13 protein-coding genes are annotated in these 15,187 nt (G+C 72.9%); 7 read left to right on the top strand and 6 right to left on the bottom strand.

From position 1 onward, the window contains the following. Window positions 1–107: 107 nt before the first annotated feature. Window positions 108–857, bottom strand: coding sequence for an aggregation-promoting factor C-terminal-like domain-containing protein (locus ACXKR8_RS11290; RefSeq protein ID WP_458272768.1), 750 nt, complete (start codon window positions 855–857; stop codon window positions 108–110). A 534-nt stretch (window positions 858–1,391) separates the two neighbouring features. After that, window positions 1,392–1,643, bottom strand: coding sequence for a lipopolysaccharide assembly protein LapA domain-containing protein (locus ACXKR8_RS11295; RefSeq protein ID WP_458272769.1), 252 nt, complete (start codon window positions 1,641–1,643; stop codon window positions 1,392–1,394). Between the two features lie 162 nt (window positions 1,644–1,805). Between ACXKR8_RS11295 and ACXKR8_RS11300 the strand changes: the two genes are divergently transcribed. After that, window positions 1,806–3,035, top strand: coding sequence for an ROK family transcriptional regulator (locus ACXKR8_RS11300; protein ID WP_458272770.1), 1,230 nt, complete (start codon window positions 1,806–1,808; stop codon window positions 3,033–3,035). Between the two features lie 21 nt (window positions 3,036–3,056). Here ACXKR8_RS11300 and ACXKR8_RS11305 read toward each other — a convergent pair whose 3' ends face one another. The 4 genes from ACXKR8_RS11305 to ACXKR8_RS11320 form a co-directional block, all read right to left on the bottom strand. After that, complete coding sequence (locus tag ACXKR8_RS11305; RefSeq protein WP_458272771.1) at window positions 3,057–4,838, bottom strand: ABC transporter ATP-binding protein; 1,782 nt, start codon at window positions 4,836–4,838, stop codon at window positions 3,057–3,059. Continuing rightward, window positions 4,835–6,658 (bottom strand): ABC transporter transmembrane domain-containing protein, encoded by a 1,824-nt coding sequence (locus tag ACXKR8_RS11310; protein ID WP_458272772.1) that lies wholly within the window; start codon window positions 6,656–6,658, stop codon window positions 4,835–4,837. Before ACXKR8_RS11310 ends, ACXKR8_RS11305 begins: the two co-directional genes overlap by 4 nt. A gap of 199 nt (window positions 6,659–6,857) precedes the next feature. After that, window positions 6,858–7,685 (bottom strand): MarR family winged helix-turn-helix transcriptional regulator, encoded by an 828-nt coding sequence (locus tag ACXKR8_RS11315; RefSeq protein WP_458272773.1) that lies wholly within the window; start codon window positions 7,683–7,685, stop codon window positions 6,858–6,860. 278 nt (window positions 7,686–7,963) lie between these two features. Then, a complete protein-coding gene (locus ACXKR8_RS11320; protein ID WP_458274950.1) occupies window positions 7,964–8,614 on the bottom strand; it encodes a TetR/AcrR family transcriptional regulator in 651 nt (216 codons plus the stop codon). Window positions 8,615–8,832: 218 nt separating this feature from the next. Here ACXKR8_RS11320 and ACXKR8_RS11325 point away from each other — a divergent pair, with 218 nt between their 5' ends. The 6 genes from ACXKR8_RS11325 (at window position 8,833) to ACXKR8_RS11350 (ending at window position 15,087) form a co-directional block, all read left to right on the top strand. After that, entirely contained in the window at window positions 8,833–9,870 is a 1,038-nt protein-coding gene (locus ACXKR8_RS11325; protein WP_458272774.1) for a phosphotransferase family protein, read from the top strand. After that, window positions 9,870–11,081, top strand: a complete 1,212-nt coding sequence (locus tag ACXKR8_RS11330) for an acyl-CoA dehydrogenase family protein (RefSeq protein ID WP_458272775.1) — start codon at window positions 9,870–9,872, stop codon at window positions 11,079–11,081. The genes ACXKR8_RS11325 and ACXKR8_RS11330 overlap by 1 nt, the downstream gene beginning before the upstream one ends. A 55-nt stretch (window positions 11,082–11,136) precedes the next feature. Next, complete coding sequence (locus ACXKR8_RS11335; protein WP_458272776.1) at window positions 11,137–11,901, top strand: SDR family oxidoreductase; 765 nt, start codon at window positions 11,137–11,139, stop codon at window positions 11,899–11,901. A gap of 94 nt (window positions 11,902–11,995) precedes the next feature. After that, window positions 11,996–13,192, top strand: a complete 1,197-nt coding sequence (locus ACXKR8_RS11340; protein WP_458272777.1) for an acyl-CoA dehydrogenase family protein — start codon at window positions 11,996–11,998, stop codon at window positions 13,190–13,192. Next, window positions 13,189–14,289, top strand: coding sequence for an acyl-CoA dehydrogenase family protein (locus tag ACXKR8_RS11345; protein ID WP_458272778.1), 1,101 nt, complete (start codon window positions 13,189–13,191; stop codon window positions 14,287–14,289). Before ACXKR8_RS11340 ends, ACXKR8_RS11345 begins: the two co-directional genes overlap by 4 nt. Before the next feature lie 30 nt (window positions 14,290–14,319). Beyond that, entirely contained in the window at window positions 14,320–15,087 is a 768-nt protein-coding gene (locus ACXKR8_RS11350) for an SDR family oxidoreductase (protein WP_458272779.1), read from the top strand. The last annotated feature ends 100 nt before the right edge of the window (window positions 15,088–15,187 follow it).

The following is a 15,187-nucleotide window of genomic DNA, read 5'->3' on the forward strand; positions in this document are numbered from 1 at the left end:
GTTGACGTCAGGTCTCACAGCTTTCCAAGATCGTGGCAGCGATTCCTGGTGTATGTCCAGAGATGGGGACGACCCGGTGGGGTCTTAGGAGGGAACAACAGGTACGACTAGTACCAGTTGTTGGCCTGCCAGAACTGCCAGGCGGCGTTCGGGCTGCCGTAGCGGTCGTTCATGTAGCCGAGGGCCCAGCGGATCTGGGTGGCGGCGCTGTCCTGCCAGTCGGATCCCGCGGAGGCCATCTTGGAGCCGGGCAGGGCCTGGGCCAGGCCGTAGGCGCCGGAGGAGGCGTTGGTGGCGTGGACGTCCCAGCCGCTCTCGTGCGAGATGATCTCGCTGAACGAGGCCAGCTGGTCGGCCGGAACGATCTGCGCCGCTATGGCCTGCGGGCTCCCGCTGAGCGTGCTGCGGGTCTCCGAGCGGGAGGCGGCCTGCTGGTCGGCGGCGGCGCGGGCCGCAGCGGCCTTCTGGGCGGCGGCACGGTCGGCGGCGGCCTTCTGGGCCGCCTTCTGCGCCACGGCCTTGGCCGCGGCGGCCTTGAGCGCCGCTGCCTTCTTTGCGGCGGCCTTCTGGGCGGCGACCTTGGCGGCCGCGGCCTTCGCTGCCGCCGCCTGCTGTGCGGCGGCGGTGGAGGCCGAAGCAGAGGCCGAGGCGGACGCGGCGGCGGAGGCGGCGGTGGACGCCTGCAGGTCGGCGACCTTGGCCAGGGAGTCGGCCTGCGGGCTCACGGAGGTGCTGGGCGTGCTCGCCGAGGACTCGACGACGACCCCGCCGGCGATGGCGAGACCGCTGACGGACACCGCGGTGACGATGGCCACGGTGCGCTTTCGGACATGCAGAACAGGCTTGCGTACGGACATGGGAGAAGACCTCAATCGGCTGGCTGTCTCGGCATACCGGCCGACTGGTTCCGCACGGCGGGACAGGTGCCCTGCGGAGCCGGCTCAGCGCCAGGGGCACCCCAGTTTCGGTTGGTGCCGGACTGAAGGCGGCCAGGCTGTGATCAGCTCGGGCCGCCGTGACGACTTCGCCATTCTTAACGGGTCTCCACACCAGAACCAAGAACCCCCTCTACTATCGGGGTCCGTAGTAGAACACTGTTCGTGCAAGCTGGTCGGACGGCGCGGGTTCCCCTCCCGGCGCGCCGCGAAACCTGTGAGCCCACTGTTCGAAAAACCGCTCCGCACGCTGCGAGCTGGCGATACGTCCAGGAGCGGCGGCGCTCATACCTCAGCAGGACCCCGGCCCCCGCCGAATGGCGGAGACGGGGGTCCCGGGTAAGGAAAGGATCAACTACCGGGCTTCGTGGACGCCCTCCGCGCTGTGGCGGGGGTCACTCCGCCGAGGCCTGACCAGCCCCATCCGCCACGCAGTTTGCCGCGATATTCGCTGCGTTATCTGCTGCGTTCCCGGTAGCGGCGCAGCAGCCAGCCGAGCGCGACGCCGACCACCAGGATCACCAGCAGCACGATCCACAGCGGCGAGGTGGCCGTGGAAAGCCCCCAGAGATGGATCTTCACCGAGGCGGTGTTCATCAGGATGAACCAGACGGCAAGGATCGCAACGACGACGAAGCCCACCGTCCGGGCGTTCACCGGGACTCCGCCGATCCTGCGTTCGGTCGTGGCGTCGCTCTTCTTCACCATGACTCCATCCTCCGCACAGCCTGCCGCGCGGCGCGCGTCGACACGTCCAAATGCGTCCGGAGGTGTAGACAGCGGGGGCCAAATTAAGTTAAGTATCTTAACTAGTACAGTGATCAGGAATGATCAGGGTGGGAGCACCGGAGAGAGGCAGTCGAGCGCAGGATGACCGAGCCCAGCAGTGAGCCGCACGCCGAGCATGTGGTCGACCACCGGTGGAACCGCCGGCGGCTGCGCAGCAACAACGAATGGCTGCTGCTGGAGCGGCTGCGCACAGCCGGGCCCGCCTCCCGGGCCCAGTTGGCCAGGGATTCCGGCCTCTCCAAACCCACCGTCTCCACCGCCCTGGCCGCGCTGGAGCAGGCCGGCCTGGTCCGCGAGGCCGGCACGGTCGCCCCGGACCGGGGCCGGATCGCCGTCCTCTACGAGTCGGACCCCACCGCCGGCTACGTGCTCGGTGTGGACATCGGCCGGGCCTGGCTGCGGCTGGCGGTCGCGGACCTGGCCGGCACCGTCGTGGCCCGGGCCGACGTCCCCAACCGGGGGCGCAGCGCCAGCGCCGTCGCCCGCGCCGTGGTCAACGCCGCGGCGCAGGTGACCGAGGAGGCCGGGCTGCGGAGCGAGGACATCGTCGAGGCCGTGGTGGGCACCCCCGGCGTGTTCGACGAGCAGTCCGACCGGGTCCGCTACGCGGTCAACCTGCCCGGGTGGGGCCGCAGCGGCCTGATCGCCGGGATGCGACAGGGCCTGGGCACCTCGGTGACCGTGCACAACGACGCCAACCTGGCCGCGCTCGGCGAGTACGCCTTCGGCGCCGGGGCCGACAGCAGGCTCTTCCTCTACATCCTGATCGGCACCGGCCTGGGCATGGGCGTGGTGGCCGAGGGCGAGCTGTTCCGGGGCGCCCACGGCGCCGCCGGCGAGATCGGCTTCCTGCCGCTGCTGACCCAGCCGATGCCGGGCGAGGCCGCCCCCGAGGGGCTGCCCCGCCGGGGCATGCTGGAGGACGCCGTGTCCGGCGACGCCGTGGTCCGCACCGCGCGCGAACTGGGCATGACCGGACCGCTCACCGCCAAGCAGGTGTTCGACGAGGCCAGGACCGGCACCCCGGCCGCGGTGGCCGCGGTCCGGCAGGAGGCGCAGCGGCTGGCCCATGTGGTCGCCGCGGTGTCCTCGGTGCTGGACCCGGACCTGGTGGTGCTCGGCGGCGGCGTCGGACACAGCGCCGACCTGCTGCTGAGCACGGTGGAGGAGACCCTGCACCAGCTCACCCCGCTGCGCCCCCGGGTCGCCGCCAGCGCGCTCGGCGAGGACGCGGTGCTGCTCGGCGCCATCGCCACGGCGCTGCGCACCGCCCGCCCGCAGGTCTTCGACCGGCGGACGGGCGAGCTGTAGCGGCCGAGCACCGGGGACCGGTTACTCCGTCCCCTCGTCGCGCCAGGACTGCCAGAGCGCCGCGTACGGGCCGCCGGCCGCGATCAGCTCGGGGTGGCTGCCGTACTCGGTGATCCGGCCGTCCTCGACCACGGCGATCCGGTCGGCGTCGTGGGCGGTGTGCAGCCGGTGCGCGATGGCGATCACCGTGCGGCCGTCCAGCACCCGGGCCAGCGAGCGCTCCAGGTGCCGGGCGGCGCGCGGGTCCAGCAGCGAGGTGGCCTCGTCCAGGACCAGGGTGTGCGGGTCGGCCAGCACCAGCCGGGCCAGGGCCAGCTGCTGGGCCTGCGGCGGCGTCAGCTGGGTGCCGCCGCCGGAGCCGACCTCGGTGTCCAGGCCGTCCGGGAGGGCCTGGAACCAGCGCCCCGCGTCCACCGCGTCCAGCGCTCCGCGCAGTTCCTGGTCGTCCGCCTCCGGTCGGGCCAGCCGCAGATTGTCGCGGAGGGTGCCGACGAAGACATGGTGCTCCTGGTTGACCAGGGCGACCTGGGCCCTGACCCGCTCCGGCGGCATCGCCGCGAGCCGGGCGCCGCCGAGGGTGACCTCGCCGGTGCGCGGGGCGTAGATCCCGGCCAGCAGCCGCCCCAGCGTGGACTTGCCCGCGCCGGACGGGCCGACCAGCGCGATCCGCTGCCCCGGCCGCACGTCCAGGCTGATCCCGTGCAGCACGTCGGCGCCCTCGCGGTAGCCGAAGCGGACCTCGTCGGCCCGCACCGTGCGGCCCAGCGGGTGCAGCGTGTCGTCGGCGTCCTGGTCGGGCACCTCGCGGACGCCGACCAGCCGGGCCATCGACGCCTGTCCGATCTGCAGCTCGTCGTACCAGCGCAGGATCATGTCGACCGGGCCGACGTACATCTGTGCGTAGAGCACCCCCGCGGTGAGCTGGCCCGGGGTGGTCCAGCCGTGCAGGGTGTAGAGGCCGCCGAAGGTGAGGGTGGCGATCAGGCAGAGGGTGTAGGGGAAGTCGACGGCCGGGAAGAAGACGGTGCGCAGCCACAGGGTGTAGCGGGCCCAGTCGATCCAGTGCCGGATCCTGGCGTCGGTCAGCTCCACCCGGCCGTCGCCCAGCCGCAGTGCCTCCACGGTCTGACCGGCGTCCACGGTCTCGGCCAGCACCGTGTTGATGGCCGAGTAGGCCGCGGCCTCGTCCCGGTAGGCCTGCGGGGCGCGGCGGAAGTACCAGCGGCAGCCGGCCAGCAGCAGCGGCAGGCCGACCAGCGAGGTGACCGCCAGCAGCGGCGAGGTGACCAGCAGCGCGCCCATGATCAGCACCAGCGAGACCACCGCCACCGAGAGCTCCGGCAGCGCGTCCCGGACCGAGGTGGCCAGCCGGTCGACGTCGGTGGTGGCCCGGGAGACCAGGTCCCCGGTGCCGGCCCGCTCCAGCACGCCGGGCGGCAGCGCGACCGAGCGGACCAGGAAGTCCTCGCGCAGGTCGGCCAGGATCTCCTCGCCGAGGATCCCGCCGCGCAGCCGGGAGAGGCCGGTGAAGACGGCCTGCACCAGCAGCGCGGCCAGGTAGAACAGCGCCACCTGGGCGATGTAGCCGTCGGTGGTGCCGGCGCCCAGGCTCTGCACCAGGTCGCCGAGCACCCAGGGGCCGACCAGCGCGGCGGCCGCACCCACCGCGTGCAGGCCGACCACCGCGCCGAAGCCCCGGCGGTGCCGGGAGGCGAGCAGCCGCAGATAGCCGCGCACGGCGGCGGGCGACCCGACCGGGAGCATGGTCGCGGTCTGTTCCGCCGGACGTTCCGGGGCCTTCATCGGTTCTCCTCCAGCTGTGCGGCGACGGCCTGCAGGGCGACCGGGTCCTCGCGGGTGACCACGGCCCGGTACTCGGGTTGACTGTGCATCAGTTCGCGGTGCGTCCCCTGCCCGGCGACCCGGCCCTGCTGGAGCAGCACCACCCGGTCGGCCCGGTCCAGGATCAGCGGGCTGGTCGCGAAGACCACCGTGGTCCGGCCCCGGCGCAGCTGGGCGATGCCTGCCGCCACCCGGCTCTCGGTGTGGGAGTCCACCGCGCTGGTGGGCTCGTCCAGCACCAGCACCGGCGGGTCCGCGACCAGGGCCCGGGCCAGCGCCAGCCGCTGCCGCTGGCCGCCGGAGAGCGAGCGGCCGCGTTCGGTGATCCTGGCCCGCATCGGTTCGCCGCCGGCCGCGGGCGAGCCGTCCACCAGGGCGGCCAGCACGTCCTCGGCGCAGGCGGCGGCGAGGGCCTCGGCCGGGTCGACCCGGCCGGACCGGGGGATGTCGAAGAGTTCGGCCAGGGTGCCGGAGAGCAGCACCGGGTCCTTGTCGTGGACCAGCACGGCGGCGCGGGCCGCGCCCAGCGGGAGCGCGTCCAGCGGCTGCCCGCCCAGGGTGGCCGAGGGCGGCCGGGACGCCACGCCCTCGCCGTCCACGGCGTCCGCCCCGTCCAGCGGCACATGGCCGCCGAGCCGGGCCGCGACCGCGCCGGCCAGGTCCGGGTCGCCGCAGACCACGGCGGTGAGCCGGCCCGCGTGGGCGGTGAGCCCGGTGGCCGGATCGTGCAGGTCGGCCCGCTCGGGGGCGGTCAGCGGCGCCGCCGCCGTCCCGTCGCCGGCCTGGTCCCGCTGCACGGCGAGCACCCGGACCGCGCGGGCCGCGGCGACCCTGGCGGCGGTCCAGGCCTCGGCGGTCTCGCCGAGGATCCGCAGCGGTCCGGCCAGGAAGGCGCAGGCGCCGTAGACGGCCACCAGCTCGCCGACCCCGATCCGCCCGGTGACCACCAGGTGCGCGCCGTACCAGGTGGTGCCGACCACGAACATGCCGGGCAGCAGCACCTGCTGGGCCTGCATCAGGGCCCAGGTGCGGTTGGTCCGCACGGCGGCGCCCCGTACCTTCTGCGAGGCGGTGCGGTAGCGGTCCAGGAACAGCTCCTCACCGCCGATGCCGCGCAGCACCCGCAGCCCGGCCACGGTGTCGGCGGCCAGTTCGGCGGCCTTGCCGCCGAGCTCGCGCTGCCGGGTGAGGCGGGCCTCCAGCGGGCTCAGCAGCGGCCAGACCGCGCCCGCCAGCACCGGGACGCCGAGCAGCACGGCCAGGCCCAGCTGCGGCTCGCGCCAGAGCACGGCGACGGAGACGCCGAGCCAGACCAGCACGGCGGCGCCGCAGCGGGAGGAGACCTCGACGAACCAGCCGATCTTCTCCACGTCGCCGGAGCTGACCGCGACGATCTCGCCGGTGGCGATCCGCCGGGAGAGCCCGGCGCCGAGCGCGGAGGCCTGGCGGGCGACCAGCTGGCGGACCTGGGAGGCGGCGGTGACCCAGTTCCAGACGGCCTGGCGGTGCAGCAGCACCGAGCCGGCCACCTGGACCAGGCCGAGCAGCAGGGCCCCGGCCCCGGCCAGCCAGACCCGGCGCTCCTGGTGGTTGATCGCGGCCTGGATGCCGATGCCGACCAGGAAGGGGGTGGCGGCCTGGCCGCCCATCAGCAGGGAGCCCCAGAGCACGGACAGCAGCTGGCCCTTGCGCTGGGAGCGTCCCAGCCAGGCCAGCAGTCGCAGCGGGGAGCGGAGATCGGGACTGCCCGGTTCGGACATGGGCAGGTGCAGCAAGGACATGACGCTCCGTCAGGTCGGGGTGCGGGCGGGCGGAGCCGCAGTCCCCGAAGGGTCACTCGCGCAGGGGCGCGAGGACACGGGGCGCGGGCGATGACGTCATGTCAGCAGGTGGCCATACCCCGTGACGATCCGCCATCGCCCGCGCCCCCGCAAGCGATTTATTGTCCGTTACGTGCTGCCCGACGAGGGCGCGCCGCTGCTACTCGTCCGTCTCCGCCAGCCGGGCGATGACCGCGAGCAGGTCCACGATCCGCTCCCGCTCGGCCTCCTCCAGCGGTGCCAGCAGCTCGAACTGCACCGTCCTGACCCCGGCGCCGACCTGGTCCAGCAGCTGCGTCCCGGCCGGGGACAGCGCCAGCAGGTTGCGCCGGCCGTCGGCCGGATCCCGGCGGCGCAGCACCAGGCCGCGGCGCACCAACCGGCTCACCAGTTCGGCCATGGTGGCCTTGTCCAGCGAGGCCCGCTCCCCCACCGTGCGCTGGTCGATCCCCGGCTCCTCGGCCAGGGCGGCCAGCACCGCGTGCTGCGGGGCGGTGAGCTCGCCGGAGGCGTGCTCGGTCCACAGCCGGGTGTGCACCTGCTGGGCGACCCGGATCAGATAGCCGACCACCCGCGGCGCGTCCAGGATCGGCCGGGCGTCGACCATGGTCTCCAGGGCCATGTCCTCCATCCGGGCCATCCGGGCCAGCCCGGTCATCAGCTCGGTGCGCTGGGCCTCGTTCAGCGGCGCCAGCAGCTGCTGCTGCACCAGCGCCACGCCCGGGGAGACGTCCGCCACCAGCTGGGTGCCCAGCGGCGACAGGGTGAGCAGCTTGCGCCGGCCGTCGGCCGGATCCCGGCGCCGCAGCACCAGGCCGCGGCGCACCAGCCGGCCCACCATCTCCGCCATCGTCGCCTTGTCCAGCGACGCCCGCTCACCGACCGTGCGCTGGTCGGCGCCCGGTTCGACGGCGAGCGCGATCAGCGCGGCGTACTGCGGCGCCGTGAGCTCCTGTCCGACGTGCTCGGCCCAGAGCCGGGTATGCACTTGCTGGGCTATCCGGATCAGCTGCCCAGGTGCCTGAGAGAGGCGGAGTGGAGAACCCGTCATGTCGATCTCCCCCAGAACCATGGAACCGTCCTCATGTCTTACGCCTTCGCACGACCCCTGTGGGGGACCGGGCGGCATGGCAGCGGCATACCCGCTTCCCGCGGGCTCCATGTGAGAGCTTTGTGTGCGGGGAGGCTGACCGAGCAGCCGACGGCTGCTGGCGCACACTATACAAACCAACCGAAGCCAGGCGACACGCCCATAGGACCTGCGGCCTAATCGTGATCCGGGATGGTCGATTCCGGTCCTACTCGATCATCAAGGCCCCTGAGCAACAAGTCGGCAAAGGTTTCTCCGATCGATTCGGGTGCCAACTCTCCGTCCGCGTGGTACCAGGTGCCGAGGTGGTGCACTCCGCCGAAGAACTGGTGCGCGGCCAGGTCGGCGGAGATGTCGCTGCGCAGCACCCCCTCGGCCTGCCCCTGCTCGATCAGGGCCCGGAACCGCTCGTGGAAGTGCCGGCGCTCCAGCCGCACCTCGGCCATCCGCTCGGGCGGCAGCATGTGCATCGAGCGCCAGGACACGGTGGCGTCGTCCAGGTTCTCCAGGGTGCTGACCACCAGGTCGGCGGCGGCGGCCCGGAGCCGCTCGCGCACCGGCACGCCGGGGGCGTCGGCGATGGCGATCAGCCGGACCGACTGCCCGGCCAGCAGCCGGCTGTAGATCTGCTGCAGCAGATCGTCCTTGGACGCGTAGTAGTGGTACATCGCACCCTTGGTGACACCGGCCCGTTCGACGATCTCCTGGACCGAGGTCAGCGCGAAGCCGCGCTCGGCGAAAAGCCGACTGGCCGCGGTGAGCAGCCGCTCCTGGACCGGCGTCCCGTCGTCCGGAGCCTCGGCCGGCTCCCGGACCGGGCCGGGCAGGAGCGCGGCGCGGCTGCCCCTGCTCCCCACTGCCCTGCGTGCTGCGGCCACATGAGCCCCTCGTGTGCGTCCTGGTGTGTGCTGCGTGCGTGCTGCGTCCGAGTGTGACGCGTGCTGGTGTGTGACGTGCCACTCTAGCCGACATACCTACCAGTCGGTATGGTGGCGACGACGGCGGCACAGCACCACTCTGCCGCATCCCGAGCCAGGAGGGCCGCATGTCCGAGCAACACCTACCAGGCCTGGATCTGGTCAGGCTGCGCGCCCACCTGGAGCGCGACAGGCCCGAACTGGTGGACGGGCCGCTCACGGCGGAGCTGATCACCGGGGGCAAGTCCAATCTCACCTACCTGCTGCGCGACGACCGGCACCACTGGGTGCTGCGCCGTCCGCCGCTCGGCCACGTCCTGGCCACCGCGCACGACATGTCCCGCGAGTACCGGGTGATCGCCGCCCTGGCCGGCACCCCGGTCCCGGTCCCGGGAGTGCATCTGCTCTGCACCGACGAGGAGGTCCTCGGGGCGCCCTTCTACCTGATGGACGAGGTGCCCGGGCTGGTCTACCGCTCGGCCGAGGACTCGGCCGGGCTCGGCCCCGAGCGCGCCCGGGCGATCTCCTACCGGCTGATGGACGTGCTGGCGGAGCTGCACTCGATCGACCCGGCGGAGGTGGGCCTGGGCGACTTCGGCCGCCCCGACGGCTATCTGGAACGCCAGGTCTCCCGCTGGTTCCGGCAGTTCGAGTCCTCCCGGAGCCGCGACATCCCCGGCATGGACGAGCTGCAGCAGCGGCTCAGCCACGGCATCCCGGCGAGCCAGCGGACCACGATCGTGCACGGCGACTACCGTCTGGACAACACGGTCGTCGCGGCCGACGACACCATCGCCGCCGTGCTGGACTGGGAGATGGCGACGCTGGGCGATCCGCTCGCCGACCTCGGGCTGATGAAGGTGTACTGGGAGATCGCCGGAGACATCCCCGGCAACCCGGTCGCCCAGGCGGTCAACCCCTCGGCCGGCTTCCCCGGCATGGACGAGCTGGCCGGGCACTACGCCGGACGCACCGGCCTGGATCTCACCCCCCTGCCCTGGTACACGGCCTTCGCCGGCTACAAACTCGCGGTGATCGCCGAGGGCATCCACTTCCGCTACACCCAGGGCAAGACCGTCGGGGAGGGCTTCTCGTTCATGGGCAGCCTGGTTCCGCCGCTGGTCACCGCGTCCCTGGAGACCCTGCTCAAGCTGGAGGCGCACTGATGGACTTCCTCTACGACGACCGCACCCGCGAGCTGCAGCAGCAGCTGCTCGCCTTCATGGACGAGGTGATCTACCCGGCCGAGCCCTTCGCCGGCGCGGTGGACGAGTGGTCCCGCCCGGCGATCATGGCGGAGCTGAAGGCGGAGGCCCGCAAGCGCGGCCTCTGGAACCTCTTCCTACCGGATCGGGAGCACGGCGCGGGGCTGACCAACCTGCAGTACGCGCCGCTCGCCGAGATCACCGGCCGCAGCCCGCACCTCGCCCCCGAGGCCCTGAACTGCGCCGCCCCCGACACCGGCAACATGGAGGTGCTGGCCCAGTTCGGCACCCCCGAGCAGCAGAAGCGCTGGCTCACCCCGCTGCTGGAGGGCGAGATCCGGTCCGCCTTCTGTATGACCGAGCCCGAGGTCGCCTCCTCCGACGCGGCCAATATCGCCACCAGGATCGAGCGCGACGGCGACAACTACGTGATCAACGGCCGGAAGTGGTGGTCCTCCGGCGCGATGGACCCGGCCTGCGAGATCCTGATCGTCATGGGCCGCACCGATCCCGACGCGCCGAAGCACCGGCAGCAGAGCATGATCCTGGTCCCCAGGGACACCCCGGGCGTGGAGGTCAAGCGCGGGATGCATGTCTTCGGCTACACCGACGGCGCGCACGGCGGCCATGCCGAGATCGTCTTCCACGACGTCAGGGTGCCCGCGGAGAACCTGATCGCCGGGGCCGGCGAGGGCTTCGCGATCGCCCAGGCCCGGCTCGGCCCCGGCCGGATCCACCACTGCATGCGGCTGATCGGCATGGCCGAGCGCGGTCTGGAACTGATGTGCCGTCGGGCGATCGACCGGACCGCCTTCGGCAAGCCGCTGGCTGAGCAGGGCGTGGTGCAGGAGTGGATCGCCGAGTCCCGGGTGCGGATCGAGCAGCTGCGGCTGCTGGTGCTGAAGACCGCCTGGCTGATGGACACCGTCGGCAACAAGGGCGCGCACAGCGAGATCCAGGCCATCAAGATCGCCACCCCGGCCACCGTGGAGTGGATCCTGGACAAGGCGATCCAGGCCCACGGCGGCGGCGGTGTCTCCCAGGACTTCCCGCTGGCCCAGCTCTGGGCCGGTGCCCGCACCCTGCGCTTCGCGGACGGCCCGGACGAGGTGCACCGCCGCTCGCTGGCCCGGCGCGAGCTCAAGAAGTACCTCACCGAGCCGGCCAACTGACCCGTACCACTTCTCCCTTCCTCTTTTCCCCTCAACTGAAGGAATGACCGGACCCATGACTGACCAGACCACCCCCCGCGTCGCCATCGTCACCGGCGCGGCCCGCGGCATCGGTGCCGCCACCGCGATCCGCCTCGCCGCCGACGGCTTCGCCGTGGCCGTGGTGGACCTGGAGGAGGCAGCGGGCAAGGACACCGTGGAGAAGATCACCGCGGCCGGCGGCCGGGCGCTCGCCGTGGGCGCGGACGTCAGCAACGCCGAGCAGGTCACTGCGGCCGTCAGCAGGATCGCGGCCGAGCTGGGCGCGCCGACCGTGCTGGTCAACAACGCCGGTGTGCTGCGCGACAACCTGTTGTTCAAGATGTCCGAGCTGGACTGGGACACGGTCATGAACGTGCACCTCAAGGGCGCGTTCCTGATGTCCAAGGCGGTCCAGAAGCACATGGTGGACGCCGGCTACGGACGGATCGTCAACCTCTCCTCCTCCTCCGCGCTGGGCAACCGGGGCCAGGCCAACTACTCCGCCGCCAAGGCCGGGCTGCAGGGCTTCACCAAGACCCTGGCCAAGGAGCTCGGCAAGTTCGGCGTCACCGCCAACGCGGTCGCGCCCGGGTTCATCGCCACCGACATGACCGCGGCGACCGCCGAGCGGGTCGGCCTCGGCTTCGAGGACTTCAAGGCCATGGCCGCCAGCCAGATCCCGGTGGCCCGGGTCGGCGTGCCGGACGACATCGCGCACACCGTCTCGTTCCTGGTGAGCGAGGGCGCGGGCTTTGTCTCCGGCCAGGTCGTCTACGTGGCCGGCGGCCCGCTCGACTAGTCGTCCCGCCGGTGTCCCCTCCCGGTGCGCCGCGATGGCTGCGGCGCACCGGGCCACCCGTCCGTCCCGCTCACCGCCGAGAGGGCTCCATGTCATGAGCACACCACTTACCGAAGCCGGACTGCGCGACGCGGTCCAGGAGCTGCTGGCCGCGCACGATCCGCTGACCACCCCGGTCGGCGAGTTCCTCGGCGCCCGCTACGACGCCGGGCTCGCCTGGATCCACTTCCCGGTCGGCCACGGCGGCCTGGGCGCGCCGCGCTCGCTGCAGCAGGGCGTCAACGACGCCTTCGCCGCCGCCGGGGCGCCCACCCTGGACCCGGGCCGGCACGGCATCGGCCTGGGCATGGCCGCGCCGACCATCCTCGCCTTCGGCGACGAGAGCGTCCGCACCCGCTTCCTGCGCCCGCTGTGGACCGGCGAGCAGGTCTGGTGCCAGCTGTTCAGCGAGCCGGGCGCCGGCTCCGACCTGGCCGCCCTCGGCACCAGGGCGGTCCGCGACGAGGACGGCGCAACCTGGACCGTGGACGGCCAGAAGGTGTGGACCTCGATGGCGCACGAGGCCGACTGGGCGATCCTGGTCACCCGCAGCGACCCGGGCGTGCCCAAGCACCGCGGCATGACCTACTTCGTCTGCGACATGAAGGCCCCGGGCGTGGACGTCCGGCCGCTGCGCCAGGCCACCGGCGAGGCGGAGTTCAACGAGGTCTTCCTGACCGGCGTGCGGATCCCCGACAGCCAGCGGCTCGGCGAGGTCGGCGACGGCTGGCGGGTGGCCACCACCACCCTGATGAACGAGCGGGTCGCCATCGGCGGCCACGCCATGCCCCGGGAGGGCGGGCTGATCGGGCTCGCCGCGGAGACCTGGCGGGAGCGGCCCGAACTGCGCACCCCGGGGCTGCAGGACACCCTGCTCCGGCTCTGGGTGGAGGCCGAGGCGGTCCGGCTCACCGGCGAACGGCTGCGCCAGCAGCTCGCCTCCGGACAGCCGGGGCCCGAGGGCAGCGCCGCCAAGCTCGGCTTCGCCCGGCTGAACCAGCAGATCTCCGGCTTCGAGCTGGAGCTCCTCGGCGACGAGGGCCTCCGCTACGACGACTGGAGCTTCCGCCGCCCGGACCGGCCCTCGATGGAGGGCGGTACGCCCGGCTACCGCTATCTGCGGGCCAAGGGCAACTCGATCGAGGGCGGGACCTCCGAGATCCTGCGCAACATCATCGCCGAACGGGTGCTCGGCCTCCCCCAGGAGATCCGGGTCGACAAGGACGTCGCATGGAAGGACCTGCCCCGATGAGCCAGACCCCGGATCTCCAGTACTCCGAGATCGAGCAGGAGCTGCGCGGCAACGTCCGGGCGCTGCTCGCCGCCCGCGCGCCGCACTCGGCGACGCTGGCCCGTACCGAGAGCGAGCAGCCGGTGGACACCGGGCTGTGGCGCGCGCTGGCCGTCGAGCTGGGCGTGACCGGGCTCGCCGTGCCGGAGAAGTCCGGCGGCGCGGGTGCCAGCTGGCGCGAGACCGCGGTGGTGCTGGAGGAGCTGGGCCGCGCCGCCGCGGCCGTCCCCTACCTCGGCAGCGCGGTGCTGGCGACGGCGCTGCTGCTGGCGGCCGACGAGTCGGCGCTGCTGCCCACGGTCGCCTCCGGCGAGCATGTGGCCGCGGTGGCGGTGCCCTTCGGCACCGCGCCCGGCGCCGCCTTCCCCGAGGCCGTCCGGGCCGACGCCGAAGGGCTGCTGCACGGCACGGTCCGGCTGGTCGCCGACGCCAGGACGGCCGATGTGCTGCTGGTCCCGGCCCGTTCCGCCGCGGGCCCGGCGCTGTACGCGGTCGGGCAGTTCACCGCCGAGCCTGTGGTCAGCCTGGACATGACCAGGCCGCTGGCCGACCTGGTGCTCGACGCCGCCCCCGGCCGCATGATCGCCGAGGGCGACGCGGCGGTCCAGGCCCTGGACGCCGCGCTGACGGCCGGGGCGGCCCTGCTCGCCTCGGAGCAGCTCGGGGTGGCCGAGTGGGCGCTGGAGACGACGCTGGCCTATGTGAAGGAGCGGCACCAGTTCGGCCGCCCGATCGGCTCCTTCCAGGCGGTGAAGCACCGGCTGGCCGACCTCTGGGTCTCGGTGGCCCAGCTGCGCGCGGTGGCCCGCAACGCCGCCGACGCGCTGGCCACCGGCTCGGCCGACGCCCCGGTCGCCGCGGCGCTGGCACAGGCCTTCGCCTCGCAGCTGGCGGTGACCGCCGCCGAGGAGGCGGTGCAGTTGCACGGCGGCATCGGCTTCACCTGGGAGCACCCGGCCCACCTCTACCTCAAGCGGGCCAAGAGCAGCTCCATCGCCCTGGGCACCGCCGACCGGCACCGGGCCAGGCTGGCCGTGCTGGTCAACCTCCCCTCCTGACCCCCTCTATCTCTGTAGGAGACGAGCACAGTGACAACGGACAACACCGCCGGGACCGGGAAGGTCGCGCTGATCACCGGCGCCAGCCGGGGCATCGGCCTCGCCGTGGCCGAGGCCCTGGTCGCCAGGGGCGAGCAGGTCGTGATCACCGGCCGGGACGCGGGCAGCCTGGCCGAGGCCGTCGCCCAGCTGGGCGGCGAGGAGCGGGTGCTGGCCATCGCCGGCAAGAGCCATGACGAGGCCCACCGCACCGAGGTGGTGGAGCGCACGATGGAGCGCTTCGGCCGGATCGACTCGCTGGTCAACAATGTCGGCACCAACCCGGCCTACGGCACCATGGTCGACCTCGACCTGAACGTCGCCCGGAAGATCCTGGACATCAACCTGGTGTCGACGCTGGGCTGGGTGCAGCTGGTCCACAAGGCCTCGCTGGGCGAGCACGGCGGGGCGATCGTCAATGTCTCCTCGGTCAGCGCCCTCGGCCCGGCCCCCGGCATCGGCATGTACGGGGCGAGCAAGGCGGCGCTGATCCAGCTCACCCAGCAGCTGGCCCTGGAGCTGTCCCCCACGGTACGGGTCAACGCGGTGGCCCCCGCCGTGGTCCGCACCCGCTTCGCCGAGGCGCTGTACGCCGGGCACGAGGAGCAGGTCGCGGCGACCTACCCGCTGAAGCGGCTGGGCGTTCCCGAGGACGTGGGCGCGGCGGTGGCCTTCCTGCTGTCCGACCAGGCCTCCTGGATCACCGGCCAGACCCTGGTGCTCGACGGCGGGATCACCCTCGGCGGCGGACTGGCCTGACCCGGCCGCCGCCCCGGGCCGCCGTCCGGGGCCCGGTTCCCGGGGAATTCACATTTCTTTCCCCGGGAATCGGACAATGGCAGGGACGCGGTGACCGCGG

It is taken from the genome of Streptacidiphilus sp. PAMC 29251, assembly GCF_054208735.2.

Bases quoted from the DNA above. Each gene is read 5' to 3' on its own strand.
- ACXKR8_RS11290 (WP_458272768.1), bottom strand. From the start codon at position 857: ATGTCCGTACGCAAGCCTGTTCTGCATGTCCGAAAGCGCACCGTGGCC.
- ACXKR8_RS11295 (WP_458272769.1), bottom strand. From the start codon at position 1,643: ATGGTGAAGAAGAGCGACGCCACGACCGAACGCAGGATCGGCGGAGTC.
- ACXKR8_RS11300 (WP_458272770.1), top strand. From the start codon at position 1,806: ATGACCGAGCCCAGCAGTGAGCCGCACGCCGAGCATGTGGTCGACCAC.
- ACXKR8_RS11305 (WP_458272771.1), bottom strand. From the start codon at position 4,838: ATGAAGGCCCCGGAACGTCCGGCGGAACAGACCGCGACCATGCTCCCG.
- ACXKR8_RS11310 (WP_458272772.1), bottom strand. From the start codon at position 6,658: ATGTCCTTGCTGCACCTGCCCATGTCCGAACCGGGCAGTCCCGATCTC.
- ACXKR8_RS11325 (WP_458272774.1), top strand. From the start codon at position 8,833: ATGTCCGAGCAACACCTACCAGGCCTGGATCTGGTCAGGCTGCGCGCC.
- ACXKR8_RS11330 (WP_458272775.1), top strand. From the start codon at position 9,870: ATGGACTTCCTCTACGACGACCGCACCCGCGAGCTGCAGCAGCAGCTG.
- ACXKR8_RS11335 (WP_458272776.1), top strand. From the start codon at position 11,137: ATGACTGACCAGACCACCCCCCGCGTCGCCATCGTCACCGGCGCGGCC.
- ACXKR8_RS11340 (WP_458272777.1), top strand. From the start codon at position 11,996: ATGAGCACACCACTTACCGAAGCCGGACTGCGCGACGCGGTCCAGGAG.
- ACXKR8_RS11345 (WP_458272778.1), top strand. From the start codon at position 13,189: ATGAGCCAGACCCCGGATCTCCAGTACTCCGAGATCGAGCAGGAGCTG.